Below are 21566 nucleotides of genomic sequence, written 5' to 3'. Positions count from 1 at the left end.
CAGGTGCCTCGGAGGGGGATGCGGCCGGTACTTCAGGGCAGCGCGCCGGACGCGGCCCAGCGCTGGATGCGGGTGATGAGCTGCGGGTCCAGGGGCCCGTCGGCGGGCATGCGCTTGTCGCGCACGGCGGCGGTGATGAGGGCCGCGTTCGCCTTCCACAGTTGGTAGGTGTTGAGCGGCCGGCCCGGGCTGGTGGTGTGGCACTTCGCGCAGCGCGACTCGTGGATGGGGCGGATGTCCGCCTCCCAGCCCAGCGCCGCCGTGGCGACGGGCTGGTACTCGAAGGGCACGGTGCGCTTCGACTCCGTGCCGTCCGCGAAGCGCGCGACGACGGCCAGCGCGTGACGCCCGGCCTCCAGCCCCGCCAGCGAGTACGCCTTGGGCGTGCCGTCCGACTCCGAGCCACCCAGGCTGTACTGCGGGCCCGACGTCGGCACGTCATTGCCGTCGAGCTGGAAGAGGAGGCTCTCCGGCGGCGGGCCCGGCGGGAGCACCGCGTGCGCCACCAACCCGTCCTCCACCACCTGCATGCCCTGGTACAGACCGGACACGCGCGGCACCGGCGCGCGGCTCACCGCCACTGACTGGCCGCCCAGCTGCACCCACGCGGTGCCGGCCTCGTCCGCGGCGAGGAAGCGGAACTCGCGCGTGTCCAGGTCCGTGGCCACGCCCCAGGTGTTCGCATCCGCGTCGTAGACGAGCAGCGCGTCGCTGGACTTCACCCAGAGGAAGCGGCCCGAGGCGAGCAGCTGCACCGGTCGCTCACCCAGGTCCACGCGGCGCCAGCCCGAACTCGCCCGGCGCAGCAGGCCCTGGTTGGTGAGCAGCCACAACTCACCGGAAGAGCCCACCGCCGGGCCGAGGCCCACGAGCGACTCCACCACCTCACCCTCGTCGAGCGGCGCGCTGGCCTCGCGCACCTGGTACGTGGTGGCGCCGGTGGCCACCGCCACGTGCAGCGTGCCGTCCTTCAGGAACCAGACGCCGGGCGAGCCGTCCGTCGTCGGTGCCGCCGCCAGCGCGGTGATGCCGGTGATGGAGCTACCGCCCACCTTCAGCGCGGCCAGCGTGCCTTCCTGCAGGCGGTACAGGCCGCTGGTGTGCGCCAGCCAGCCCGCACCGTCCGCGGACTGCGCGGTGGCGGTGACACCCGCGCCCAGCGCGTCGCGCCACGACGGGGCGATGAGCCAGCCGGACTCCGCGACGAAGAGGCCGTTCTGCGCCTCCACCACCGCGCTGTGCGGGCCCATCCGGAAGACGCCGCTCACGGCGCCCGCGGACACCGTGTTGCCCGGGTGCGGCTCCAGCGCCCCGAGCGAGCCGTCCAGCCGCAGCCGCACGAGCGAGCCCGAAGCACTGGCGAAGACGCCTCCGCCCGCCTGGTCGGCGAAGCCCGGCGTGGAGGCCAGCTCCGCCTTCGCCGGGACTTCCGCCGGACGGAAGGGTGTGGGCTTCGGCCTGTCCAGCGGGAGGGAGTCCTCCCCGCACGCACTCAGCAGCGCGGCGGCGAGGAGGAGGGAGACGACGGAGGAGGAAGCCCTCGGATGTGGACTCATGCGGATGACGGCTCAGGCGAGGATGGGACGCAACGGGTCCACGCGGGTGATGCTGTAGTCGAGGCCCGCCGAGGCGAGCACCGTGGCGATGACGTGCTCGGGGAAGATGTTGGAGCCGTTCGGGTCCGCGGCGCCGGTGCGCAGGTCGAACGTGCCCGGCGACATGCCGATGTCGCCGCTCTTCCCGAAGACGTAGTTGTGCTTGATGCCCGCGCCCATGAGGAGGGCGGAGCTGCACAGGTGGTGGTCTCTGCCGCCGGAGGCGTTGATGAGCGGCGTGCGGGCGAACTCGGAGAACACCATGATGGTGGTGTGGTCCATGAAGTTACCACCCGACGGGTGCGGGCTGGCGCGCAGGTCGTCCACCAGGCTGGCGAGCGCGTCGAAGCCACGGCGCTGGTTGCTGGCGTGGGTGAGCTGGGTGCCGAAGTGCGTGTCCAGGCCGCCCGTGAGGTTGATGGTGACGCACTGGGCGATGCCCTTCTTCAGCGCGGTGGCCACCGTCGCAGCGCGGCCCGCCTCGTTGTCGATGGAGCCCGTGGTGGCCAGGCCGTAGCGCGTGCGCACCGCCTCCATCTCCGGGTTGGTGGTGTCCTGGAACTGGAAGGACTTCTCCAGCCCCTGTGACAGCACCTGCTGCATCTGGTCCCGGCTGTTGGAGTAGGTGGTGCCCACGCCGCGCGTGCCGTACGCCGCCTGCTCGCAGTTGATGGGCTGGCCGCGAAAGTCCACGAGCTGCTTCTCGATTTCGCTGTCCAGTTGCTGGCTGGCCGCGCTGGGCCGCAGCGTGAGGAGCAAATCGTCGCGGCGGCTGACGCGCAACGCGTTGGCGTAGCCCCCGTAGCGGTCGTTGTACGACTCCACGTTGTAGGAGATGGAGGCGATGGGCACCCGCGGCTTCATCTGGCCCACGATTTCCGTGGCCGTGGAGGAGCCGCGCGCGGCGCTGCCGATGGGGAGCTTGCCGGTGAGGAAGTACCGGTAGCCCACCTCGTGGCCCAGCGTGTTCATGTTGATGCCGCGCACCACCGTCATCAAATCGTAGTGCGACGCCAGCCGCTCACCCACCGCGGGCCCGAAGTCGATGTTGGGCCGGCCCGCGCCGGAGCGCTCATCCGGGAGGATGGGGCGCGAGGAGAAGCGCGAGTCGTTGATGAGGTTGTAGCCGGGGAGGATTTTCGTCTCCGACGCGCGGTCGGCGGTGAACTCGTCCGGGTCTCTCGGGTCGAAGGCGAGGAGCTGGTCCCAGCCGCCGCTGAAGTACACGAAGACGAAGCACCGGTCCGCCGGAGCCAGCTCCGCGGCCTGGGCGAAGGCACGGAAGGGAATCCCGCCCAGCAGCGTGGAGCCCATGAAACCGGCGGCGGCCTTGAGGAAGGTGCGGCGCTCGGGGAGGAAGTTCTCGTCGCGGTTGTTCTTCTTCATCGCAGGCTCTCCCAAGCTCAGTAGGTGATGAAGCGCGGGTCGGTCAGCATGGCGATACACACCAACGCCAGCACCTGGTCCCGCTTCTTGGTGGTTCCCGCCAGCGTCTCCACCCGCGTCGCCGCCTGGGTGAAGAGGCCCACCCACTTCGTCAGCTCGTCACCCGTCAGCGGCGAACCCCAGAAGCGCGTGGAGTTGTAGACGAGGAACTCGCGCACCTGCGCGTCGGTGAGCTTGCGCAGGTCGTCCCACTTGCCGGGCAGCGTGCGGCTGAGCGTGCGCAGCGCGGGGTCCGCCTGCGCGATTTCCGCCTTGGACTGCTCCAGGCAGACGTAGCGCGCGCCGTCCTCGAGGAACTTGGCGAAGACGAGGTTGGGCTCGGTGTTCTCACTGGAGACGAGCGCGAAGTCCGCGCGGCCCAGCGACGAGGCGCGCACGTCGATGCCGTCACGGCCATCCGGCGTCACCCAGCGGCGGCCCACCGCGTTGAGGATGGCTGCGTCCAACTGGGACACGGTGAGCCGGCGCGGGGCACGGCCCACGCTGCCGCCCTGGGCCTCGGGGTCCGGCAGCGGCTCATAGTTGTCGTTGGTGTGGGGATTGGGAACGGGCTCGAGCTGGCCATCCAGGGGCGGAGGCGTGGCCTTCTCCTCCGACTTCTGGCAGCCGGAGGCCAGCGCGAGCAGCGCGGCGGTCAGGACAAGGCGGCGCATTTAATCAATCCTCCGGTAGGCGTCCGTCGTCACCACCCGCTCGATGAGCGACTTGAGCTTGTGGCCGCTCTTCGCGAAGTCCTGCGACAGCGGCGTCAGGTACATGCGCTGCTCCTCGGTGGTCATCGGCCGGCCGAGGAACTCGTTCCAGATGCGCTTCACCGTGCAGCGCTCCAGGTCGCCCGTCTGCAGCATGCGCTGGACGAGCAACTGGGGGCCGGCCTCGATGTTCTGCTCCTCGTCGGCCGTGCGGTACAGGTACGTCTTGAGCATGCCCAGGCTGTTGGCGCCGTCGCCGTCGTAGGCCTGCATGACGTACTGGCTGCACTCGCCGCCGCAGTTGGTGTCGCCGTTGAGGGCGCAGTCGCGGCACTTGGGGTCGAAGCGGGGGAACTGGTCCGCCGTGAGGAACTGGGCGCCGCGCTCGGCGTAGCGGCCCCAGTGCGCGCCGGTGGGCTCAATGGTGGCGTGGCAGTAGTTGCAGCCGCAGCGCACCGCGAGGTTGTTCTGCCGGTTGCAGGAGTCCTCGGGGGGCGGCAGCGAGGCGTCCGCCGGCGGGGAGAAGGTCTTGCAGAGGAAGGCCTCGTAGAACTCGTTCACGCGGGCGCGCTGGGTGGGGAAGCGGTAGAGGAAGGCGGGGGTGGTGAGGACGCCCGCGTGCTGCGCGTCGCGCGTGTACTCCACCCAGGCGCCGTTCTCCTCGTAGGGGATGGCGGGGATGGTCTGCGCATCCGCGGGGGACGTCACGCTGAAGACGCCCACGCCCTGCTTCTGCCGGTAGTACTCGGCCAGGGTGCCGTTCACGAAGGAGCGGCGGGTGGTGAGGATGTTGAAGTAGGGCTCGTCGCGCTTCACCACCGACTCGGCGATGCGCAGCGGCTCCTCGTTGAAGGCGGCCACGCGCATGTCGTGCACGGCGCGGACGTTCTGGGCCGTAATCGCGTTCACCTCGCAGCGGCGCAGGCGGTCACCACAGCCGCAGCTGCGGTCGCTGGTGAAGCGCGCCGCCTCGCACGAGGCCATGGTCCACGGGTTCTGCGCACGGTCCTGCGCTTCAATCGCACACACCTTGACGGACGCGGGCGTGGTGGCCGTGGCCCAGTACGGCGCCTTGGCGGTCATCACATAGCCCTCGCGCTGGATGCAGCCGCGGCGTGGGGCGTAGTTGCCCTTCACGTTGTCCTTCAGGTCCAAATCCAACGTGCAGCGCTTGAGGTCCGTCAGCGTGGGCTTGGAGGGGATGTTCGGATGCTCGAAGGCGGTGATGCGTCCGTTGGCGTCCGTCACCTCCACCGTCAGCGCGGCGGTGGTGCTCTTGCCCGGGTCCGGCAGGCAGAGGAACGAGTCCATGGTGGCCCCGCGCCTGTCACAGAAGTACGTGTACTTCTTCCAGGTGGCGTTGGCGGCCAGGTCAGCGCACGTGCTCACCGCGTTGTTCGTCGCGGTGGCCAGCGCGGTGCACTTGTAGAAGTTGGTGTCGTAGTCGAAGGACACGGGCATGGGCACGCCCATGTCGTCCCGGCACTTGAGCACCTTCTCGCGCAGGGGCGCCGCGTGCGCGTCCGGCTGCGTCGCGGTGAGGCAGGCGTCCTGTTCAATCGCGGAGTCACACCCGGCGCCGTTGGTGCCGCGCAGCCCGGCGGAGCTGTTGTTGCTGAAGACGAGGATGCTGTCGGCGGCGCCCGAGCCGCTCAGGCGCGAGTTGCCGTTGTCGAAGACGCTCCCGGAGAGGTTCGAGCGGAGCAGCGCCCGGTGGTAGTTGCGGATGCGGGCGTAGAACTCGTCCTTGCCCATCATCGCGCGGATGTCCTCCACGTCGACGGAGCCCTTGGTCTGGGCGGCCTTGTACTCGTCGTAGGTGGGGGGGCGGCCGAGCAGGTCCAGCGACAGCTGACGGAGGTGCCGCTCCAGGGGCACCTTCGCGACTGGCGCGCAGACCGCTTCTTCAGCAGAAGCCGGCAGGGCCAGAAGGAAGGCGGCGCCGGCCAGGGCGGCGAGGCAACGCACACGGTCCAAGAGGGACCTCCGAGAGGGGGGGTCGGGGGTGACCACTTCCGAGTATGCTGGCTTTCCCTGTTGAAGATCAAACGACGGTGCAACAATTCCTCATGCGACATGTATGAGCAGGTCGTTTCTGCAAGGCGGTGGCGGTTGCAACGGAGTGGGTGCCGCGAGAGATAGGGGATTCATGTCGAACGCCGCCCCCGCCGCCCTCTCCTCGCGCGTCAGTGACAGGAACTTCTTCGCCTTCACGGCGGTGGTGTCCGTGGCCGCGCTGTCGTTCCTCGCCTGGCTGCTGCTGGTGCGCCGCGGGGGCGCGGGGGGCGTGGATCTGCGCTTCCTGCCGGCGGTCAACGCGGGCCTCAACGCGACGGCGGCGGCGCTGCTCATCGCCGGGTGGGTGGCGGTGAAGCGCGGGGCGAAGCGGGTGCACCAGTACCTGATGGTGTCCGCCTTCGTGGCGTCGTCACTGTTCCTGGTGTGCTACCTGGCCTACCACTACGTGCACGGCGACACGCGCTACGTGGGGGACTGGCGCGGGCTGTACCTGGCCATCCTGGCGAGCCACGTGCTGCTGTCCATGCCGGTGGTGCCCATGGCGCTGGTGTCCTTCTACTTCGCGTGGCGCAAGGAGTTCACCCGGCACCGAAAGGTGACGCGGTGGCTGGCGCCCATCTGGGTGTACGTGTCGGTAACGGGCGTCGTCGTCTTCTTCATGCTTCGCGGCAGCGTGCCCGCGGTGCCGTAGGACGCGCGCTCACTGGGAGCTCGCGGACGAGGAGGCCTCACCGGCTTCGGAGTCCGTCCCCTGCGCTCGCGCCGGATCCGCGCTGTCGGGCGCGCCGCGCGGCAGGCGCACGGTGAAGGTGGTGCCGCGGCCCTCCTGGCTCTCCACCTGGATGGTGCCCCCGTGCAGCTCCACCATGCGGCGCGCGCTGGCCAGCCCCACGCCGCTGCCGGAGACGTCCCGGGACACGTTGCGCCCACGCCGGAAGCGCTCGAAGACGTGGGGCAGGTCCTCGGCGGGAATGCCGATGCCCTCGTCGGACACCTCCAGCCGCACCCCGTCCGACGGGCTGCTCCGCTCCTCGGCCAGCATCACCGTGACGGTGGTGCCGGGGGCGCTGTACTTCACCGCGTTGCCCAGCAGGTTCTCCAGCACGCGCTCCAGGGCGCGGGCGTCCCAGTGGCCGGTGAGGTCCTCGCCTTCCTCGTGCAGGATGAAGCGGTGCCTGGCGGAGGCCTCCAGCGCGTGCACCTTGGTGCCCACCAGCGCGCGCAGGTCCAGGCGCTCGCGGCGCAGCGGCTGCTCCTGGCCGCGCGTCGCCTCCAGGAAGTGGTCGATGAGCTCGCCCATGCGGTACGCGGCGCGGACGATGTGCTCCAATCGGGACTCCTGTGAGGGCTTGAGGGCGCCCTCGGGGAACTGGCGACGCAGCACCTGGGCATTGAGGGCGATGATTTGAATCGGCCCCTTGAGGTCGTGCGTGGCCAGGGCGAACAGCTCGTCGCGCACGGCCAGCGCCTCCTGGGCGGCCCGCTCCGCGCGCTCGGCGCGTACGCGGCGGTCCTCCAGCTCGCGCGTCATGCGCACCGTGTCCACCGCGCCTCGGAGGCTGCGGCGCAGGCGCTCCGCGCTGTAGGCATCCTTGATGAGGTAGTCCTGGGCGCCCGCCTTCATCGCGTCCACCGCGACGCGCTCGCTGCCGCTGCCGGTGAGCATCACCACCGCGGGGGCGGAGCCCGGGTGGCGCGCGTGCAGCTCGCGCAGCAGGCCCAGGCCCGTCATGCCCGGCAGGTGGTAGTCCACCAGCATCACGTCCGGCGGCGCGGCGGCGATGCGCCCCAGGGCCTCCTCCGCGGACGTGACGGACTCCATCACCCAGACCGAGTCCACGTCTCGCTCCAGGGCGCGGCGCACGGCCAGCCGGTCCGCGGGGCTGTCATCCACCAGCAGCACGCGGAGGTTCATGCCGGTGAGCCCTCCGAGCCGGGCAGCCGCGCCGCGGCGAGCCAGAAGGCCTGGAGCGCACGCGCGGCGGCTTCCAGCTGCTCGCCGGGCTCCGGCTTGAAGAGGTAGCTGTTGGCGCCGTCCGCGTAGGCGCCCTCCACGTCCTGCTTCTCCGTCGAGCTGGAGAAGATGATGACGGGAATGCAGCGCAGCACCGGGTCCGCCTTGAGGCGGGACAGCACCTCGCGGCCGCCCATGCCCGGCATGTGCAGGTCCAGCAGGACCAGCGCCGGCCGCGCGGCCCCCGCGTAGTCACCGCGTTGGTAGAGGAACTCCAGCGCGCTCTCACCGTCCCGCACGCGCACCAGGGGCAGCGGCAGGGGGAGCCGCCGGGCGATGCGCTCGAGCGCCACCGCGTCCGCGTCGCTGTCCTCCACGAGGAGGAGGGGCCTGCGGTCCATCATTCCGCCCCCCGGCCCAGCGTGAAGTAGAAGGTGGAGCCCTGCCCCGGCGCGGAGTCCACCCACAGCTCGCCGCCGTGCAGGCGCACCAGGCGGCGCGCAATCGCGAGCCCCGCGCCGGAGCCCCCGCCATACGCCTGCGCGGGGTGCAGCCGCCGGAACATCTCGAAGATGGCCTCGTGGAACTGCGGTGCGATGCCGATGCCCGGGTCTCTCACATAGAAAACGTAGGGCGCACCCGGGCGGTCGGCCGGGCCGGGCATGGATTCCCCTGGCCCGAAGAAGCCCAGCTCTACCCAGTGCGGCTCGGCTGCCTGGTACTTGGCCGCGTTGGACACGAGGTTGGCCCACACCTGGCGGATGCGCACGGCGTCGCAGGCCACGCCAGGCAGGCGGCGCGGCAGGCGCACCTCCACACGCCCCTCCCGCAGGCGCGCGGTGAGGGTGATGAGCACCTCGTCCACCAGCTCCTGCATGTCCGTGTCGCCCCAGGCCAGCTCCAGGCGACCGAGGCGGCTGAACTCGAAGAGGTCGTCCAGCATCACCTGGGCGCGGCGGGCGAGCCACCCCACCGCCTGGAGGTGCTCGCGGCCCTCCGCGTCCAGCGTGGCCTCGTGGTCCTCCAGGAAGAAGGCGGTGTACTGCTGGATGCCGCGCAACGGCTCCTTGAGGTCGTGCCCCACTGTGCCGCTGAAGGACTCCAGCTCCTCGTTGGAGCGGGCCAGGGCGCGCGACAGGCGGGACAGCTCCGCCGCGTAGCGCAGCACCACGCCCGCGAGCGCGCCGCGGAAGGACTCCGCCGCCTCCACGTCCGCGGCCGTCCACGGAGTGCTCGCGCCGCGCACCTCCTCGCGCCACGCGGCGAAGGAGCCGCGCGGGTGCAGTCGCGCATGGCCGGGCTCGGGCTCCGCGGGCTTGCGCGGGTTGCCCGCCCAGGTGACGGTGCGCGCCACTTCCGGGCGGAACCAGAGGACGAAGCGCGGGGCCTCGGGGTCCAGCCGCACCGCGAGCAGGCCCGCGGCCACGTCCGCGCTCGCGGCCAGCGGCGCGTAGTGGGCCCCCAGCCGCTCGGTGTGGAAGGTGGCGCCCATGCCGGAGTCCTTCGCGAGCCACGCGGCCAGGGCCCGCACCTCGGCCTCGCCGGGCGTCTTCCCGAAGAGGAGGGGCGCCTCGCCCGCGTCCCTGTCCGCGTGCGGCCCCGACTCGAGGACGTCGCCGAGCAGCAGCGCCGCGCCGGTGGCGCCGGTGAGCTCCAGCAGCAGCGCGCCGTTCGCCTCCAGCGCGACGGGCAGCGACGGGCCCTCGCCCAGGCGGGTGACGAGCTGGCCCAGGAGGCCCGCGCGGCGGGCGCGCGAGGCGGCCTCCGCGCCACGCTCCTCGGCGCCGAGCTGGAGGGCCAGCAGTCGCGCGAGCACCTCGCACGCCTGTCGCCGGGCGGCGGACACGAGGCGCGGCGAGAGGTGATGGCAGGCGATGAGGCCCCACAGCGCGCCGTCCTTCAGCAGCGACACGGAGAAAGACGCGTGCACGCCCATGTTGCGCAGGTACTCCAGGTGCACCTCGGACACGCTGCGCAGGGCGGCGCCGGACAAGTCCAGCGGGCGCTGCGTGTCCGGCAGCATGGGCGGCACCATCGGCACCGGGCGCGCGTCCACGTCCGCGATGAGGCGCAGCGGGTTGCGCGTGTAGAGGGCGCGGGCCTGGACGGGGATGTCGCTCGCGGGGAAGTGCAACCCCATGAAGCTGTCCACGCCCTCGCCGCGGCTCTCGGCCACCACCTCGCCGTGCCAGTCGGAGTGGAAGCGGTACACCATGACGCGGTCGAAGCCGATGAGCGCGCGCACCGCGTCCGCGGTGGACTGGAGGAGCGAGGACGTGCCCCGCGCGAGCGCCAGGGGCGACACCAGCCGGTGCACGGCGTCGAGCGCGTCCTCCTCCGCCCTCGCGTCCTCGGCCGTGAGGGGCTCCAATTCCAGCACCGTGAAGCCGTCACTGTCGTGCAGCAGCGCGGAGCAGGCGCGGCCTCCCGCCGTCACGCGCACGGGCCCGGCGGCGGTGCCGGCCCGCACGCGCCGCAGCGAGTCCGCGTCCAGCACGCGCGTGACGGGCTGGCCCCGCAGCGCGGCGGGTGAAAGGCCGAGCAGCGCCTCCACGTTGGCGCTCACCACCGCGACGGAGAGGTCGGGCTCCCGGAAGGCCAGCAGCACGCCGTGCGGCTGCACTCCACCGAGCAGGTGGATGGGCTCCCGGTCGCAGTGGGTGAGGTCCAGCTCAGGCGCGGGAGGGGGCATGGGCCGTCTCCCGCAGCAGCCACGCCCCGAAGGCGTCAAAGGTGTCCTGAGCGCCCTTCACCACTCGTGCGTCAAAGTCGCTCGACGACGCCTGGGCGGCAGCCTCCGTGACGGACTGGCCGAAGGCGCGCCACATGGGGCCCACCTCGTCGCCGTAGGCCTGGAAGAAGGCGAAGTCGCCCACGGGGACGTTCGTGAAGTGGCGCTTCAGGTGACGGAGGATGAGCTGGCCTCCCAGGGTGGAGCCCTCCAGCACGTAGAAGCAGCCGAGCGCCTCCGGCACGCCGGGCAGTGCTGGCAGCAGGGCGCAGCGCGGAAGTTTTGCCAGGGAGTCGTCGTCATGGCCGAGCGTGCGCAGGTCCTCTTCCAGCAGCGGCACCTTCCAGCGCTCGTGCGGGCGCAGGGCGGGCACGGCGTCCTCCAGCCGGGCGGCGAGCTGTGCCTCCAGCGGGACATAGAAGCCGTACAGGGCTTCCAGGTGGCGGCGGTAATCGCCAGGCGTGAGGCCCGGGTCCATCAGTCGGACCGCGGCCTCGGTGCGCTCGTGGTGCGGGCGCGTCTCCGTCTTCAATCGCAGCAGCAATGACAAAGTGCCCGGAAGATGGCTTCAACGCCGCGCGGTGGGAACCGGGTTCTTCCGCCGAATGTCCACCTTGTTACCCCTGTATGCACCTCACGACAGTGGGTGGACGGACGCTGCGTGACGGGGGGCCTCGGGTTCACCGTGTGGCGGTGGAAGTTGGCACTCCAGGGGTCTGAGTCGCTTCCCCACAACTGACGGCACGAATGTCAGCCCAGAGTGCGCCCGTCAGGAATGCAGGCGGCCATCCGACCCTCGGGCGCATGCGAATCCTGACACTCGACACGGTGCCGTCACAGACCTGGCCCTATCAGTCCGCGGCACCGCGCGGCGGGGCCGAGATACGCCACTTCCCACTGCTGCGCGGCACGGTGGACACGCTGCCCGAAGGCGTGGAGGCCCTGCTGGTGCTGTCGGACCTGCAAGGCGTGGCGCCGCACGCGCTGCATGACGGCGCCGTGGCACTGCTGGGCGAAGTACTGGCCGACACGCTGGCGTCGCTCGGCGACCTGGGGGAACTGCCGCTCCCGGCGCACACCGGCGTGGTGCTCGCGGGTGACCTGTACTCGGACGACAGTGCCACCATCCGCGGAGCCTCCGGCGACGTGCGCGAGGTGTGGAACGCCTTCGCCGCGCACTACCGCTGGGTGGCCGGAGTCGCGGGCAACCACGACTCCTTCGGGAGTCCCCGCGACGAGGCGCGCTTCAAACAGCAGCCCGGCGTACACCTGCTGGATGCGGAGACGGTGGAGCTGGACGGCCTGCGCGTGAGCGGAGTGGGCGGCATCATCGGCCGGCCCGACAAGCCAGGACGGCGCGAGGAGGAGGACCACCTGCGCCTGCTGCGCGAGGTGCTGCGAGCGGAGCCGGACCTGCTCGTGCTGCACGCGGGGCCGGATGTCCCTGGCTTGCGCGTGCGCGGCAGTGCTCCCATCCGCGAGGTGCTGGAGCAACGCGAGGGGCCGCTGGTGGTGTGCGGCCACGCGCACTGGGAGGAGCCGCTCGCCACGCTGCACGGCGGCACGCAGGTGCTCAACGTGGACAGCCGCGCGGTGCTGCTCCAGCGCGCGAGCTGAGCTGCCTGCACTCCCGAGAAGTGGGCCCCGGCCCCTGAGGACCGGGAGCCCCATGAAGCAACGTCTCAGCGGCAGAAGCCGTCCGCCCTGCACGTCAGGCCCGAGGCACAGCCCAGGCCCGCGGCGAGGCAGCTCGGCTGACACGCGCCCACGCCCGTCCCGTCGCTGTAGCAGCGGTACTCAGCGCGGCAGTCACCCTGCCCCGTGCCCACCTCCTGCGTGCACGTGGCCAGACACGCCTTCGTGCCCGAGGCGTTCACCGTGTAGCACTTGGAGCCCGCCGGGCACGCCGTGTTGGAGCAGTCCCGCGTGCAGTACCCGCCAGGGTAGGTCGTCAGGCAGGCCCCACCCGGGCAGGCGGCGTTGCTCGTGCACGCGTCGCCCACGCTCAGCGCCGGGTCGTCCTCCACAGGCGCCAGCGGCACCAGGTCGTAGCTCACGTCGCTGAGCGTCTCGTCGTCCTCCAGCTTCAGCGGCTCGAAGGAGTCCAGGTTGCGCCAGAAGCCGGTGCGCTCTCCTTCCTCGAAGATTTCGCCGTCCTGGTCGTCGTCGATGGTGGCCAGCGAGTAGTACGTACGTGGCACCAGCTTGATGGAGTACGCGTAGTTGTTCGCGGCGCGCGCGAAGGTGATGGCCTCCTCCGCCGCCTGCCACTCACCCGACGCGTCCAGCCAGACGAAGGCGACGATGGCGTCCAGGTCCTGCGTGGAACCGACGCTGATCTTCACCGCCACCGTGGCCGAGCCCGCCGGGCCCCCCAGCGTGGAGCCCGTGAGGTTCAGCGTCACCGTGTAGTCCCCGTCCGCCAGGCCCGCCGTGTTCACCGCCACGGTCAGCGTGGACGAGCCGAACGCCGGCACCGGCACCGTCGCGCCGCCGGGGAACGTCACCGCTCCGGCCTGCGTCCCCGTGACGGTGGCCGTCACCGACAAATCCCCGCCCTGGTTACCGCCCACGTTGCTCACCGTGAGCTGCTGTACGCCGCTGCCCCGGAAGAAGAGCGAGCTGGTGGTGACGCTGAGCTGCGGCGGAAAATCACCCGGCTTCAGGTCGGCGACGCGGGCGAGCGCGGAGCGCGCGTTGATGAGGCCCGAGCCACACCCACCTGAGCACTGCGATGCGGGAATGGCGGTGGCCGTGGCCTTCAGCGTGAGCTCCGCCTGCGCGGGCGTGAGGGTATTGCCCGCCTTCTGCGCGGCCGCCGCCATCAGCGCCACCACGCCCGCCACGTGCGGCGCGGCCATGCTGGTTCCTTGCAGGAAGATGTACGCGGGCTGGTTGCTCTCGTCCCGCGCGGTGGACAGCACGCCGTCCGGGTAGTCGTCGCCGTTGAGGTCCTCGGTCATCTCTCCGCCCGAGGCCATGACATCCACCCTCGCCCCGAAGTTGGAGAAGCTGCTGCGCCGGCCCGAGAAGCCGGTGGAGCCCACGCAGATGATGTTCTCCTGGTTGCACGGCGTGCTGTTGGTGGCGTCCACATTCTCGTTGCCCGCGGCGATGACGAAGATGGAGCCGCGCCCGACGCCGCCGTTGATGGCCTCCTGGTAGACCTGCTGCGGCGGTGCGCTGCCGCCCAGGCTCAGGTTGACCACCTTCGCGGGGTTGGCGTTGGGCGGCACGCCTGTCACGTCGCCGCCCGTGGCCCACGTCATCGCCGCGGCGATGTCGAAGCTGGTGCCGCCCTTCTTGCCCAGCACGCGCACCGGGAGGATGCGGGCATTCCACGCCACGCCCGCCACGCCGCTGGTGTTGTCGGTCTGCGCGGCCACGGTGCCCGCCACGTGCGAGCCGTGCCACGAGGAGCCACCGCTCGGCTCGTCGCCGCCCTCGTCCAGCGGGTTGGCGTCACGGCCGTTGGCATCGCCCGCGTTGGCCGAGTCCTGAATCATGTCGTAGCCGGGGACCCTGCGGTTATCCAGGTCCGGGTGCGGGACGATGCCCGTGTCGAGGACCGCCACCACGACGCCCGTCGCGTCCGACTCGATGTCCCACGCGGCCGGCAGGTTGATGGTGGGGTAGTGCCACTGGACGCTGTAGCCCTTGTCGTTCGGAACCTTCAGCTTGTACATGCGGATGTTCCGGTCCGAGTAGCGAACGCCCGGCAGCTTCGCGAGCTGCGCCACCAGCCCGCGCGTCTCGTCCGCCGTCACCGCGTGGCCGTCCACCGCCTCGAAGCCCACCAGGTGCAGGTACTCGCTGGCGTAGCCCTTGTGCACCGCGCGGTAGCCGGGGAGCTTCGCGGCCTCCAGCACGTGCTCGGGAGACAGCCCCGCCTCCTCGAAGCGCAGGATGACGTCCCCGGGAATGGTGGGGTCCGTCTGCGGAATGCGCGCCAGCGGCGGCGCCCCCGTCGGCGGCGGAACGATGGGCAGGTCCGGGTCCGTCACCACCGGGCCGTCCTTGCGCAGGTGCATGCCGCGCAGCTTCGCCTTCAGCTTCGTCAGCTCGGCCTTGCTCAGCGGCGAGTGGACGACGCGGGAGACGCCACCCTCGGAGGACTCGTCATTGCTGCGGAACGGCGTCAGCTCACCCTGGATGGTGGCCGTCGCGTTCGGATTGCCTGCATCCGGACGGTCGTCATCATCGTCATCGTCGTCCTCGCCCGGGCAGGCGGTGGCGGTGAGCAACAGGAGACCCAGCAACAGCAGGCGGCGCATACGGACAGACCCCCTCGGAACACGGTCAGTGGGGGCACCCTAACATCGCCTGTGCGAGCGAAAACCGCTTCTCAGCTCGCCATGGCCTCGCCGCTTCCGCCCTCCGTGTCCTCCCCAACGTTGCCCTCGGCCTCGTCTTCCAGTTCGTCAACGCCGCGAGGCACGCCGTCCACATACGTGACGACATTGCCCGGCATCGCGGGCACGCGAGGACCCGGCGTCACCACGCCAGTGAGGTTGAGCGGGTCCACACCGGACAGCTGCACCCGCACGCCCGACGGAGCCTGACGGCGCACCGCGCGCGCCGCGTCCACCGCCTCCGGCAATGCGAACTGCTCACCCACGAAGCCCGCCACGAAGCGGCCGCCGCGCACCTCGCCGCGCGCCTCCATGCGCCGGTAGACGAAGAGCAGCTCGCGCCACGTGGGCGCCAGCGCCTCGCGCATCACCAGGTCCCTCCAGACGATGCCGTAGCGCTGGAGGAACAGCCGCGCGAGCTGGTCCATCACCTCGTCCTGGGGCTTCGGCTCGGCCGGGGCCAGCAGGCTCCAGCGCCCCGGGCCGCCGCGCTGCAACAGCTTCTGCCGCTTGCGGTGCGCCGGGCTCTGGAGGATGCGCAGGTTCTGCACGGCGTCCGCCGTCACCAGCCCGCGCGCCACCAGCTCCCACAGCGCGTCTTCGATTTCCGCGGGCAGCCGCCGCGCGCGCGACACCAGGTCCTGGAAGAAGCACGCGCCCCGGCGCTCCAGCACCGACACCACGTCCTTCGCGGGCACGCTCAAGTCGGGCGGCGTCCACACGTCGCCGTCGGCCAGCACGGCATGCGGGCGCGCGGCGGTGAGCATCCACTCCAGGTCCTCGCGCAGGGTGAAGGTCAGCGGCGCGTTGCGCGTGGGCGAGGCCCGAGAGCGCGGCGGCGGCGCGGGCTCGGGGTCCACCGGAGCGCCCCGGCGCGGGCCCGGCGGCGGCTTCGCGTCCTTCATCGTCAGCCGGCCCCAGGCCACCTCGCCCGCGTAGCAGGCCCGCTCCAGCATGTCCGGCGTGTACCCGCGCATGCGCGCGGGCAAGAGGAAGCGCTCCCACGCGGAGGCCGGTGCCTCATACCCTTGCAGCAGGCGCACCGCCTTGAGCAGGCCGGTGGAGCCGCGCAGCGCGTCCACGTCCTCCAGGTGGTGCCACCGGAAGAGGAAGCGCATGAAGTCCTGCGCGCTCAGCGGCTCGATTTCCTTCCGCAGCCGTCCCACCGTCATCCGGTGGATGCGCTGGAGCAGACGCCTGTCGCACCACTCCAGCGGCGGCGTCTCGCCCGGAGCGAGCGGGGACTCCAGTGCGCGGAAGCGGCCGCGCAGCACGGAGCCCTGGGCCTCCAGTGCGTGCAGGGCCACATTCACCTCGTCCTCGGAGAGCACGGTGAGCCGGGCCAGCTCCGCGACGGTGGTGGGCCCCAGCATCTCCATGCGTCCGCGCACCACCTGGAAGATGGCGGCGTCTCGCTCCACGGGCCGGTCGTACTCCAGCACCGGCAGCGGCGGCTGTGTCACTGCGTCCGGGAAGAGCGCGCGCACCGCGTTGCCCCGCTCCGCCGACACGAGGAAGCGCCCCGCCGGCAGCTCCAGCCACGCCACCCGCCCCTGCTTGAACAGGGGCACCTCCAGCCCGCGCGGCACCTCGTGCGCGTGGACGAGAATCAGTTGCAACAGCGCGTCGTGCAGCTCGTCCTCGTCGCGCATGGGCGGCGCGGCGTCCTCCACCACCGTGGCGATGGCCGCGGCGTCCAGCGCGCCGAAGGCCGCCGCGTCCTCGGCGGGCATGGCGCGGCGCAGGGCCACGTTGCGCACGCGGCGCTCCTCGGCCGGTGCGTCGTCGAGGAAGGTGTACGGCTGGCTGTGAATCATCGCGTGCGCGAAGACGCTCGGCTCCGGCACGTCGCGCGCCTCCAGCTTGATGCTGCCGTCGCGCATGCGCCGCAGCACCTCGCGCAAGCCGTCGATGTCCATCGCCTCGCGCAGGCAGTCGTCCATCGTCTGCTTCACCAGCGGGTGGTCCGGCAGCTCGATGTCGCCGCCCCCGTGGTTGTCCTGGCAGCCCACCTGCGCGGGGAAGACGGCGGCGAGCAAATCCTCGCTGCGCGCGCGCTGGAGGTTGGGCGCCACGCGCTTGCCACCCATCATCCGGTGCAGCGCCAGCGCGCGCGTGGCCACCCAGCGGAAGCGCGTGCCAAAAATCGGCGCCTGCAACACCGCCTGCACCAGCACCTCCTCCACGTGGTCCGGGTGGAGGAAGTCGAAGATGTCCGCCAGCGGGAAGGAGTGCTGCTCACCCAGCGACAGGAGGATGCCGTCCTCGGTGGCCGCCGCCTGCAACTCGAAGTCGAACGAGCGGCAGAAGCGCTTGCGCAGCGCCAGGCCCCACGCGCGGTTGATGCGACTGCCGAAGGGCGCGTGGATGATGAGCTGCATGCCGCCCGCTTCGTCGAAGAAGCGCTCGGCCACAATCGTGGTGTGGCTGGGCACCGCGTCGAGCATCTTCTTGCCCAGCCGCAGGTAGCCCATGAGCGCGTCCACCGCGGGCGGCGGCATGCGCAACTGCTTCTCCAGGAAGGACTGCGCGTCCTCGCGCTCGAGCAACTCCTTGCGCAGCCGGCCCACCTGGGAGGACAGCTCGTCCGTGCGGCCCGGCGCCTCGCCGCGCCAGAAGGGCACGTTGGGCGGCGCGCCTCGCGCGTCCTCCACCACCACCGTGCTGCCCATGACCCGCTGAATCCGCCACGCGGTGCTGCCCAGCAGGAAGATGTCTCCGGGCGAGGACTCCACCGCGAAGTCCTCGTCCAGCGTGCCCACCACCTTGCCCTCGGGCTCGGCGGTGACGCTGAAGGTGAAGGTGTCCGGGATGGCGCCGCCGTTGGTGAGCGCCGTAATCCGCACGCCCCTCCGGCCCTTGAGGCGCTGGTTGACGCGGTCCCTGTGCAGGTGGATGCCGGCCCGGCCCCGCGCGGCGGCGATGCCCTCCGAGAGCACCTCCAGCACGCCCTGGTACTCCTCCCAGGTGAGGTCGCGGTAGGGGTACGCGCGCTGGAAGAGGCTGAAGAGAGCGCGCTCGTCCCACTCCTCGCAGGCGCATGCGGCGACAATCTGCTGCGCCAGCACGTCCAGCGGCTTCTGCGGAATGCGCACCGCGTCCAGGTCGCCCTCGTGCACGGCGTTGAGGAGCGCGGCGCACTCCATCAATTCGTCGCGCGTCATCGCGAAGACGATGCCCTTGGAGATGGCGGCCTTGTGGTGGCCCGCGCGTCCCACGCGCTGGAGGAGCACGGAGATGGCGCGCGTGCTGCCCAGCTGCACCACCAGGTCCACGTTGCCCACGTCGATGCCCAGTTCCAGCGACGCGGTGGCCACCATGGCGCGCAGCTGCCCGGCCTTCAGCTTCTCCTCCGCCGCCAGCCGGATTTCGCGCGACATGCTGCCGTGGTGGGCCGCGACGGTGCCCTCACCCAGCCGCTCGCCCAGGTCATGCGCCACGCGCTCCGCCATCTTCCGCGTGTTGACGAAGATGAGCGTGGTGCGGTGCTGCCCCGTCAGCTCCACCAGCCGGTCATAGACCTGGCCCCACATCTCGTGCGTGGCGAGCGAGGACAGCTCCGCGTCCGGAATCTCCAGCGTCAAGTCCCACGGGCGCAGGTGGCCCACCTCCACGCGCCGGCACTCGCGGTGGGAGGCGCCGGTGAGGAAGCCGGAGATGGCGTCCAGCGGCTTCTGCGTCGCGGACAGACCGATGAGCTGCGGGCGCACCTCCGTGAGCGCCTTGAGCCGCTCCATGGAGAGGGCGAAGTGACTGCCCCGCTTGTCGCGCGCCAGGGCGTGGATTTCGTCCACGATGACGGTGCGCACCTTGCGCAGCGTGGCGCGGGCGCGCTCGGCGGTGAGGTAGAGGTAGAGCGACTCCGGCGTGGTGATGAGGATGTGCGGCGGGCGGCGCACCATCTGCGCGCGCTCGGAGGCCGGGGTGTCCCCGCTCCTCACCTGCACGCGGAGGTCCTGGGGCGTGAAGCCCTCTCCACGCGCGCGGGCGAGCAGCTCCTCCAGCGGCTGGAGGAGGTTCTTCTGCACGTCGTTGCCCAGCGCCTTGAGCGGCGACACGTAGAGCACCTGCGTGGCGTCCGGCAGCGTGCCCTCCAGCGCGAGGCGGAAGAGGGAGTCCAGCGCGGCGAGGAAGGCGGTGAGCGTCTTGCCGCTGCCCGTGGGCGCGGCGATGAGCACGTCCTGGCCGGCCTGGATGAGCGGCCAGCCCTCCACCTGGGGGCGGGTGGGCTCGCCCAGCCGCTCGGCGAACCAGCGGCGTACCACGGGATGGAACGACGCCAGCGCGGGATGCGCCGCGCACTCGGCGGCGAAGTCGAGGCTGATCTGCGGGGCCATGCGCACCTCTCTGGAAACAGCCTGAACACAGGTGCAGCCCGGCGTCAACGCGCCGCCAGTGTCCCGGGGCCCTACGGGCTGACCGTCATGCCGTAGTGCTTCACGCACCTGGGAGACGTGCTTGCCGCACTCCAGGGCTACGTACTCGCCGCATTCCCGCGCAGTGGCCTCCGACATGCATTGAGCAAACCCTGAACGCGAGTCTCCTCGTGGACGGGTGCGCGAGCGGCGGTGTCACCTACTCTCCATGAGCGGCGACGCGGCGCGGCGGTACGAGGGAGTCCTTGCACCTTGCGTGCTACCTCTTTTCCCACCCCCATGGCCTCTCCCAGTCGCTACGCGCTCGAAGCGCTCAACCCGGATGGCTTCCTCGCCCTCCGTCCCCACGGAGGCGTCGCCGAGGCGCCCGAGGACTTCCTCTGTGACTACGCCAACCCCGCCGCGGAGGCGCTGCTGGGCCCCGGCCTGGTGGGCCCGCCGCTGCTCGCGAGCCGGCCCGCGCTGAGCGGCATGCTCGCACCGTGGACGGCCACCCTCGCCACCGGCGAGCGCACCGAGCACGCCTTCGGCTGGGGCGAGGGCGAGGCGACGCGACAGGTGCGGGCCCGCGCGGTGCGCATGGAGGACGGCCGCCTGGCCGTGTGGCTGGCGGACATCACCGAGGAGGCCCGCTTCGTCATGGACGCGGAGTCCTTCGAGGAGCGGATGAGCGCCTACGTGGAGTGCATGCCGGACGCCTTCCTCGCGCTGGACGGCAGCTTCCGGGTGCGCCACGCCAACCGCGCCGCGGAGAAGCTCTTCGGCCAGAGCCGCGACGAGTTGCTGGGACGCGTGCTGTGGGACGCGTACGCGGAGGAGCCCGAGTCCACGCTGCGCCGCCAGCTGCAGCGCGCGATGAGCACCGGGCGCACGGTGGAGTTCGAGGAGTGCCTCTCCACGCCGCAGCTCCACGTCCGCGTCACGGCGGTGCCCGCGCCGGGCGGGCTGCTGGTGTACGTGGCGGACATCACCCTGCGCCGGCGCACCGAGGACTCGCTGCGCCGCACCAGCGCCCTCTTCACCGCCGTGCTCCAGGGCTGCACGGACGCCATCTTCACGAAGGACCTGGCGGGCCGCTACACGCGCATCAACCCGGCCGGCGCGCGGCTGATGGGGAAGACGGTGGACGAGGTGCTGGGCCACACCGACGCGGAGCTGTGGCCGGACGAGGCGCGCACCACCGCCTCGCATGACCGCGAGGTGCTGGCCTTCCGCCACACCTTCACCTACGAGGAAGCGCAGCGCGGCTCCAGGTCACGCGTGTGGCTGTCCACCAAGGGCGTGCTCAAGGACGACACGGGCACGGTGTTCGGCCTGTTCGGCATCAGCCGCGACATCACCGACCGCAAGGCCATGGAGGAAGCGCTGCGGCGCAACGAGGCGCGGATGCTCCAGGCGCTGTCCGCCGCGTCGCTGACGCTCTTCGACTTGCGGCTGCCGGAGGGCACGCTGCACTGGGAGCGCAACGCGGCCTCCCTCTTCGGACAGGCGGAGCTTCCCGTGGAGGAGGCGCTGGGCACCTTCCTGTCTCGCGTCCACCCCGAAGACAGACTGGGCGTGGCTGAGCGGCTGGCCCGCTGCGCCGAGGCCCCGGGCGAGGTGGTGCTGGACTACCGCGTGATGATGACGGACGGACAGGTGCGGCGGCAGGCACTGCGCGCCCGCTCGCGCGCGGAGGACGGACGCATTGGCCGCGTGCTCGGCGTGCTGGCGGACATCACCCACCGGCAGCCCGGCGCCAACGGCGTCATCCAGGCCGCTTGAGCTTCACGCGCGCGCCCGGGTGGCGCGCCACCTCCCCGGCTGGGGCTCGTGACAGCGGAGTGAGGCGCCCGTCCGTCCGGGCCGGCCACGTCGCCAGATAGAGACCCTACCTGACACGTCATATTCTTGAGCATTGCGGCTTCCGGCTGGGTAGAGTCCGGACCGTGGCCAAGAAACGTCCGACCCGGTCAACCCGTCCTCCTGCTTCGAAAGCGAAGCGTCCTTCGTCCAAGCGGCGGACGACTTCCCGGCGTCGAGGAGTCTCCCCGGACGCCGTCAGGCTCGCCCGGCGCATCGCGGAGTCCATTCCGTTCGTCCACTTCCCATCGCGGACCCGCTTCCCCACCTTCCTGCACTGGCAGAGGCTCGTCAGCCGAAAGGCTTTGGGTGAGGCGCAACCTGCGGGGGACTTCGAGCAACTGCGCTGGGGGCACGTCTTCGCGTACGCAGGTCCCTGCTGTTATCGCAGCAACGACAGCATTGGAGACGCGGTTATCTACTTCCTGCCATCGCTCGACACCGTGCAGTCCGGGGCCGTCGCGCCGTTCGACTCGGGCTCTCTCGAAGATCCCCACCCGAAGCTCCAGCCCTGGGCCGGCCGGACACGCCGGGTCCGCTGGCAGCTCCTGCAGAAGCA

General features: G+C 71.3%; 13 protein-coding genes. 3 read left to right on the top strand and 10 right to left on the bottom strand.

All coding sequences use genetic code 11. The annotated features are described in order from the left end of the window. Positions 1–32: 32 nt before the first annotated feature. From G4D86_RS06050 to G4D86_RS06035, 4 genes are read right to left on the bottom strand one after another with little or no spacing between them, the layout of a single operon-like run. Positions 33–1556: a hypothetical protein gene (locus G4D86_RS06050; RefSeq protein WP_163990387.1), complete on the bottom strand. Its 1524-nt coding sequence runs from the start codon at positions 1554–1556 to the stop codon at positions 33–35. Between the two features lie 12 nt (positions 1557–1568). Next, a complete protein-coding gene (locus tag G4D86_RS06045) occupies positions 1569–2981 on the bottom strand; it encodes a DUF1501 domain-containing protein (RefSeq protein WP_163990385.1) in 1413 nt (470 codons plus the stop codon). Between the two features lie 17 nt (positions 2982–2998). Beyond that, entirely contained in the window at positions 2999–3694 is a 696-nt protein-coding gene (locus G4D86_RS06040; RefSeq protein WP_163990384.1) for a hypothetical protein, read from the bottom strand. Beyond that, positions 3695–5710, bottom strand: coding sequence for a DUF1585 domain-containing protein (locus G4D86_RS06035; protein WP_163990383.1), 2016 nt, complete (start codon positions 5708–5710; stop codon positions 3695–3697). Between the two features lie 172 nt (positions 5711–5882). Between G4D86_RS06035 and G4D86_RS06030 the strand changes: the two genes are divergently transcribed. Continuing rightward, positions 5883–6443, top strand: coding sequence for a DUF420 domain-containing protein (locus G4D86_RS06030; protein ID WP_163990382.1), 561 nt, complete (start codon positions 5883–5885; stop codon positions 6441–6443). Between the two features lie 9 nt (positions 6444–6452). On the opposite strand, the gene G4D86_RS06025 is transcribed toward G4D86_RS06030, so the two are convergent. The 4 genes from G4D86_RS06025 to G4D86_RS06010 are packed head-to-tail and all read right to left on the bottom strand — an operon-like array spanning position 6453 to position 10969. Beyond that, positions 6453–7667 (bottom strand): hybrid sensor histidine kinase/response regulator, encoded by a 1215-nt coding sequence (locus tag G4D86_RS06025; RefSeq protein ID WP_163990381.1) that lies wholly within the window; start codon positions 7665–7667, stop codon positions 6453–6455. Next, positions 7664–8110 (bottom strand): response regulator, encoded by a 447-nt coding sequence (locus G4D86_RS06020; protein ID WP_240360068.1) that lies wholly within the window; start codon positions 8108–8110, stop codon positions 7664–7666. The genes G4D86_RS06025 and G4D86_RS06020 overlap by 4 nt, the downstream gene beginning before the upstream one ends. After that, entirely contained in the window at positions 8107–10398 is a 2292-nt protein-coding gene (locus tag G4D86_RS06015) for an ATP-binding protein (RefSeq protein ID WP_163990380.1), read from the bottom strand. Before G4D86_RS06015 ends, G4D86_RS06020 begins: the two co-directional genes overlap by 4 nt. After that, positions 10379–10969 (bottom strand): biliverdin-producing heme oxygenase, encoded by a 591-nt coding sequence (locus G4D86_RS06010; RefSeq protein ID WP_240360067.1) that lies wholly within the window; start codon positions 10967–10969, stop codon positions 10379–10381. The genes G4D86_RS06015 and G4D86_RS06010 overlap by 20 nt, the downstream gene beginning before the upstream one ends. 272 nt (positions 10970–11241) lie before the next feature. Here G4D86_RS06010 and G4D86_RS06005 point away from each other — a divergent pair, with 272 nt between their 5' ends. After that, positions 11242–12054 carry a metallophosphoesterase family protein gene (locus tag G4D86_RS06005; protein ID WP_163990379.1) on the top strand — a complete coding sequence of 271 codons (813 nt, stop codon included), beginning with the start codon at positions 11242–11244 and terminating at the stop codon, positions 12052–12054. Between the two features lie 65 nt (positions 12055–12119). Here G4D86_RS06005 and G4D86_RS06000 read toward each other — a convergent pair whose 3' ends face one another. Together G4D86_RS06000 and G4D86_RS05995 are read right to left on the bottom strand one after the other, a co-directional pair. Next, positions 12120–14711: a S8 family peptidase gene (locus G4D86_RS06000; RefSeq protein WP_163990377.1), complete on the bottom strand. Its 2592-nt coding sequence runs from the start codon at positions 14709–14711 to the stop codon at positions 12120–12122. Positions 14712–14782: 71 nt separating this feature from the next. Beyond that, positions 14783–19126: a DEAD/DEAH box helicase gene (locus G4D86_RS05995; protein ID WP_163990375.1), complete on the bottom strand. Its 4344-nt coding sequence runs from the start codon at positions 19124–19126 to the stop codon at positions 14783–14785. A gap of 318 nt (positions 19127–19444) precedes the next feature. Here G4D86_RS05995 and G4D86_RS05990 point away from each other — a divergent pair, with 318 nt between their 5' ends. Continuing rightward, positions 19445–20929 carry a PAS domain-containing protein gene (locus tag G4D86_RS05990; protein WP_163990373.1) on the top strand — a complete coding sequence of 495 codons (1485 nt, stop codon included), beginning with the start codon at positions 19445–19447 and terminating at the stop codon, positions 20927–20929. The last annotated feature ends 637 nt before the right edge of the window (positions 20930–21566 follow it).

Origin of the sequence: Pyxidicoccus caerfyrddinensis (assembly GCF_010894405.1) — a bacterium.
In the GTDB taxonomy this organism is placed as follows: Bacteria; Myxococcota; Myxococcia; order Myxococcales; family Myxococcaceae; genus Myxococcus; species Myxococcus caerfyrddinensis.
Note: the sequence above shows the minus strand (reverse complement) of the source record. Positions and strands in the feature narration are given on the sequence as shown.

Coding starts and splice junctions, on each gene's coding strand:
- G4D86_RS06050 (WP_163990387.1), bottom strand. CDS start 1,556: ATGAGTCCACATCCGAGGGCTTCCTCCTCCGTCGTCTCCCTCCTCCTC.
- G4D86_RS06045 (WP_163990385.1), bottom strand. CDS start 2,981: ATGAAGAAGAACAACCGCGACGAGAACTTCCTCCCCGAGCGCCGCACC.
- G4D86_RS06040 (WP_163990384.1), bottom strand. CDS start 3,694: ATGCGCCGCCTTGTCCTGACCGCCGCGCTGCTCGCGCTGGCCTCCGGC.
- G4D86_RS06030 (WP_163990382.1), top strand. CDS start 5,883: ATGTCGAACGCCGCCCCCGCCGCCCTCTCCTCGCGCGTCAGTGACAGG.
- G4D86_RS06025 (WP_163990381.1), bottom strand. CDS start 7,667: ATGAACCTCCGCGTGCTGCTGGTGGATGACAGCCCCGCGGACCGGCTG.
- G4D86_RS06020 (WP_240360068.1), bottom strand. CDS start 8,110: ATGATGGACCGCAGGCCCCTCCTCCTCGTGGAGGACAGCGACGCGGAC.
- G4D86_RS06015 (WP_163990380.1), bottom strand. CDS start 10,398: ATGCCCCCTCCCGCGCCTGAGCTGGACCTCACCCACTGCGACCGGGAG.
- G4D86_RS06005 (WP_163990379.1), top strand. CDS start 11,242: ATGCGAATCCTGACACTCGACACGGTGCCGTCACAGACCTGGCCCTAT.
- G4D86_RS06000 (WP_163990377.1), bottom strand. CDS start 14,711: ATGCGCCGCCTGCTGTTGCTGGGTCTCCTGTTGCTCACCGCCACCGCC.
- G4D86_RS05995 (WP_163990375.1), bottom strand. CDS start 19,126: ATGGCCCCGCAGATCAGCCTCGACTTCGCCGCCGAGTGCGCGGCGCAT.
- G4D86_RS05990 (WP_163990373.1), top strand. CDS start 19,445: ATGGCCTCTCCCAGTCGCTACGCGCTCGAAGCGCTCAACCCGGATGGC.